The sequence below is a fragment of the Desulfobaculum sp. genome, assembly GCF_054921475.1.
Window position 1 is genome coordinate 1 of the sequence record NZ_JBUDSW010000249.1, and the last position, 5,216, is coordinate 5,216.

At 70.4% G+C, this 5,216-nt stretch carries 5 protein-coding genes; all 5 read left to right on the forward strand.

Going from position 1 to position 5,216, the window contains the following annotated elements; genetic code table 11:
• The coding region (locus ACY69P_RS13775; protein WP_462327889.1) for a hypothetical protein at positions 1-1,534 on the forward strand (1,534 nt) is incomplete at its 5' end.
• On the forward strand, positions 1,531-2,280 hold the full coding sequence (locus ACY69P_RS13780; protein WP_459898723.1) for a phage BR0599 family protein: 750 nt from the start codon (positions 1,531-1,533) through the stop codon (positions 2,278-2,280). The genes ACY69P_RS13775 and ACY69P_RS13780, both read left to right, overlap by 4 nt.
• A gap of 9 nt (positions 2,281-2,289) precedes the next feature.
• Complete coding sequence (locus ACY69P_RS13785) at positions 2,290-2,523, forward strand: hypothetical protein (protein ID WP_459898721.1); 234 nt, start codon at positions 2,290-2,292, stop codon at positions 2,521-2,523.
• On the forward strand, positions 2,520-2,822 hold the full coding sequence (locus ACY69P_RS13790; protein ID WP_462327890.1) for a hypothetical protein: 303 nt from the start codon (positions 2,520-2,522) through the stop codon (positions 2,820-2,822). Before ACY69P_RS13785 ends, ACY69P_RS13790 begins: the two co-directional genes overlap by 4 nt.
• Positions 2,823-5,216: phage tail protein (locus ACY69P_RS13795; protein WP_462327891.1), on the forward strand; the 2,394-nt coding region annotated here is incomplete at its 3' end. It abuts the gene before it with no gap.

The window sequence follows — 5,216 nt, forward strand, 5'->3', positions numbered from 1 at the left end:
CTGCGCCCAGCCCACCGCCGCCGTGCCGGACGCGCATGGCGGGGTGTATGTAGGCTCGTACGTGGACCTGATTGCCGATCAGGTGCATCTGTCGCCCATCCGCATCGACTGCGGGAACATTGTGGGGGAGCAGGTGCACGCTGTGAGCCTGTGGAACACCCATGCCGCGCCTGTAACCTGCACGGCCCTTACCAGCGCACAGGGCGGCGAGGTGGAGCTGATAGGGCCGGAGGCGCCCTTTGCCATCCCCGCGCTGGGCGAGGCAACGTATACGGTGCGCGTCCCCCTTGATGGCGCGGCGGGCTTTGAAACGCGGCTGACGTGGGAATTCCCCGGCGCGGCGGTGACACTGACCGTGACCTGGCGGCGCATGGTGGTGTGGGCGTGGCGGCCGCAGCCGCCCATAGTGGAGTCGTTGGAATGGCTGACGCGCGTACGGCGCACCCATGCCGGAGACGAGCAGCGCACCGCCCTGCGCGGCGCACCGAGGCAGGGCTTTGAATACGCCACGCGTCTGGCCGACGAGGCCGAGCAGGCGCACATGGACGCGCGCATCTGGGCGTGGCGGTCGCGCGTGTGGTGCGTGCCCATCTGGTGGGAGCTGCGCCGCAGCGCGGGACCAGTCCGCGCAGGCGACGCGGCCGTGCTGGTGGACACGGCGCATGCGGACTTTCGCGCCGGGGGCGTGGCCGTACTGTGGGGCAGCGACCGCCGCAGCGAGGCGGTGATGGTGTCCGGCGTCACCAGCGGGGCGCTGGACCTTGCCCAGCCTGTGCAGGGAGACTACCCCGCCGGGTGTCTGGTGCTGCCCGGACGCATGGCCACCCTTGCCGAAGACCCCACCCACACCGAACGCGGCGCCGGACTGCGCGATACGCGCGTGCGCTTTGCCGTGACGGAAAACGCTGCCATCCCCGGCTACACGCCGGAACTGACCTACGACGGCCTGCCCGTGCTGGCGCAGCCGCCGCGCCTCGCCGGCGGCACGCTCCCCCGCACAGTCCACCGCGACATGGACGTGGTGGACTACGCCACCGGGCCCGTGCTGCTGACCAGCGGCTGGCGGCACGATGTGGTGGACAGCGCCCACGGGGTGCGGGCCGACTCCCCCGCCGCCGTATGGGCGCTGCGCCAAATGCTGCACCACCTGCGCGGGCGCTCCCGCGCCCTGTGGGTGCCCACCTGGAAGGACGACTTTCACCTGCTGGACCCTGTGGGCGTGGACGGCGTGAACCTGCGGGTACGCGGCGCGCACCACAGCGGCTATCATCTGGACCCGCGCCGCGCGCACCTTGCCGTGCTGGACCGCGCCGGGAACATCATCGCCATGCGCCGCATTGTGGGCGTAGCCGCCGCCGGGGCGGACGTGGACATTGTGACCATTGATGCTCCAGTTGGGCGCGAACTCCACCCTGGCGCCGCACGCATCTGTTACCTCATCAAAAGCCGCCTAACCGCCGACCGCGTGGAGCTGACACACCACCGCGCGGGCGTGGCCGAGGCGACTTTGCATTTTTCCGGAGGCGTCTTGTGATTCTTGAGCTGTACCGATTCCGGCAGGGACTGCGCCGGTGGTGCTACACCAGCGCGGACACGCCCGTGGACTACAAGGGCGAGACCTACGCGCCCGCGCCCATTGAACGCGGCGACATACGGCGCGCCGCAGAAAGTGCGCAGTCGCAAATAGAGATTGAAGCGGCGCACACCCTGCCGCTGGCGCAGGCCTTCATCCCCGGCGTGCCGCCCGGACGCGTGGAGGTGGAGATTCTGTCCGGCGACGGCGCGGCGTTTGCCGTCATGTGGTCCGGTATTGTGGCCGGGGTGCAGTTTGGGCGCATAACCTGCCGCATAGCTTGCGCCACCTACGGCGACGGGCTGGAGGCCGGGGGCGCTGTGCGGCGGCTGACGCGCGGCTGTTCGCATCCGTTGTACTCGGCGGCCTGCGGCGTGCTGCGCCAGAACTGGCGGGTGGACGCCGTGCTGGCCGAGGTGCGCGGCAGCGTGATCCACGCCCCGGAGTTTGCCAGCCGGACGGACGGCTGGTTTGTGGGCGGAGAACTGGTGGCCGGTGAGGAGCGGCGCATGATTGTGGCCCACGCGGGCGAAGCCGTAACCCTGACCGGGGGCATTCCCGGCCTTGGCGCGGGGGCCAGCGTTGCCGCCTACGCCGGGTGCGACCATACGCTTGCCACCTGCAAGAACACCTTTGCCAACACGGCAAACTACGGCGGCTTTCCGTGGCTGCCGCAGACCAACCCCTTTACCGGGTCCATCGTCTAGGAGGCGAGTATGTGGGGATTCATCGCACTGGCGGCGCTGTCCGTGGTGACATACGTAACGCGGCCCAAGCCGCCAAAGCCCAAAGTGCACAACGCCAAGGCCGCCAGCATCGAGGACTTTGACATACCTATGGCCGAAGAGGGCCGGAGCATCCCCGTGGTGTTTGGGCGCGTGATTATCACCTCGCCGTCCGTGGTGTGGTTTGGCGACCTGCGCACGCGGGCCATCCGGAGGAGCACATGATGCACCATGACGCACGAACCGCGCCCCTTGCGGCCCCGGACCCGGCGCGCGTGCGCGTGCGCCTGCGCCACATGCGCGCCATGCGCTACTGCATGCGCGGGGTGCGGACGTGGTTTGCGGCGCGGGGTTGGGACTGGCGCGAGTTTCGGGAGCACGGCCGTGCGGCGGCGGACTTTTTGGCCGACGGCGACGCCATGGCCGGCGCTGTGGCGCGGGCGGCCCTGACCGAGGCGCAGGACATATGGCTGGCGGCATGGCGCGCGTGGTGCGCGCGGCAACTGCCACGGGAGGAGAACTAGATGGGCGGCGGCGGAAAAGGCGGCGGTGGCTCCACCACCTACACGGCGGGATACTGGTACGGGCTGGGCATGCACATGGTGCTGTGCCACGGTCCCATTGACCGGGTGCGGCGGCTCATTGTTGGCGAACGCGTGGCGTGGGACGGCGACTGTGCGGGCGGACGCATCACCGTGAATGCCCCCAGTCTGCACGGCGGCGAGGACCGCGAAGGCGGCGTGCAAGGGGCGGTGGATGTGCTGCCCGGCGGGGCCGGGCAAGGGACGAACGACTACCTTTCCGCAAAGCTCCCCAAGGTGGGCGGCGAGCGCGCAGCCGTGGCCTTTCGCGGCGTGGCGTCGCTGGTGCTGCGCTCGCCGTGGCTGTCCGCCATGAGCAGCTACATCAAGGCGTGGTGGGTGGAGGTGGAGCGCCAGCCCAAGGGGTGGAACGGTCCGCACCGCGTCATTGGCGCGCACGGGGACGCGAACCCGGCGCACATCATCCGCGAATGCCTGACGGACCGGGTGTGGGGCCGGGGCTTTTGGCCGTACCAGATAGACGACGACAGCTTTGCCGCAGCGGCTGAGCGGCTGGCCGAAGAGGATTTCGGCCTATCCTGTCTGTGGGATGCCAGCGGGCCTGTGGCGTACTTTATTGACGAGGTGCTGCGGCACATTGACGGCGTGCTGCGCGAGGACGCGGCAGGACGCCAGCAGCTTGTGCTTATCCGCGACGACTACGACCCGGACGCCCTTCCGGAATACGGCGAGGGCGAGATTGAAAGCGTGACCGACTATTCCCGTCCGGGCTGGGGCGGCATCCCCACCCGCGCCACCGTGAGCTACACCGGGCGCGAGCTGGGCAAAGCCGCCACCGTCACTGTCCACGACATCGCCGCCGAGGCCATACAGGGACGCGGCGAGCCCATGGACCTGTCCTTTCCCTTCATCACGGACCCGGAGCTGGCCGGGCGTATTGGCTCGCGCGAGCTGCGGCAGGCGGTCTCCATGCTGGCGCAGGCCACCATCACCGGGGGCGACGCGCTGGCGCATCTGCGGCAGGGCGACGTGTTTGCCCTGCGGTGGCCGCCCCTTGGCATTGAGCGCATGGTGGTGCGCGTGGCCGAGGCCACACAAGGGCAGCTGACCTCGGGCGAGGTGCGCCTACGCGTGGTGCAGGATGTATTTTCCTCCACCGGGGCCATCTATGGCGCACCCGTGGACGGCTGGGTGGACCCGGTTTCCGACCCACAGCCCGCTCCGGAGCGGCTGCTGCTGGAACTGCCTTATTATGAGATTGTCCGGCGCGTCGCCAGCGAGGAATGGCTGGCGGTACTTGCCAAGGCCGGCGAGCTGGACGCCGAGGCCGGGTATGTGCTGGCTCTGGCGCGGCGGCCAACAGCGGACGCCACGGGCTACCGCATTGAGGCGCGGGCGGCGGGGATGGAATTTGCGGGAGCTGGCGGTGGCGCGTTTGCGGCCACGGACAGCCTGTCCGCTCCCGTGGGCGTGCAGGACACGGTGCTGCCGCTGGCCGGAGGCCTGCGCGGTGAAGGCGTTGAGTTGCCCGCCGTGGCCTACGTTGGGGCCGAGGCTGTGGAGATTGTGGAACTGATGGACGCGGGCGCTCGGGTTCACCGTGGCGTGCTGGACACGGTGCCGCAGGCCCATGCCGCCGGAGCGCGGCTGTGGGCGCCGGTGGCGGGTGGCGGCGACGGCGTGGTGCAGCGCGAGTGGACCGCCGGGGAGGAGGTGCAGGTGCGTCTGCTGCCCATGACGGGCAAGGGCGTGTGCGCGGCAGAGGACGCGCCCGTGGACGCGCTGGGCATGGACGCCCGCGCCGCGCGGCCCCTGCCGCCGGGACGGCTGCGCATCAACGGCGAGGCGTGGCCCGAATCTTTTACCGGGGACCTGACCGTCAGCTGGGCGCACCGCGACAGGCTGCAGCAGACGGCCACGCCCGTCCCGCAGGACGCCGGGGACATCGGCCCGGAGCCGGGCACAAGCTACGTGCTGGAGATCACCGGCGATGGCGGCAGAACGCTGCGGCGCGTTTCGGGTGAAGCGTGGGCCCTGAGCATCGTCAACGGCAACGCCGAGACCGAAGACCTGACGGGCTGGACCGTCACGGCCGGAACGGCGGAAGTGCGCGAAACGGCCCCCACCCCGGCGGAGGGGGCGGCGTGCTTTGTGCTGGGCGGTGGCGCGGTGCTGGAGCAGGACGTGGACCTCGCCGCAAGCGGCGTGCGGCTGGCCGCCGTGGACGCGGGGCTGGCCGAGGTGACGGCAGCGTGGCGGCAGGTGGCCGTGGACGACGGCGCACGGGCGGCCCTGACACTGACATGCCTCGGCGCGGACGGCGCAGAGATTGGCGAACTGGACGCCGGGACGGAAACCGCCGGGGCGTGGCGCTCA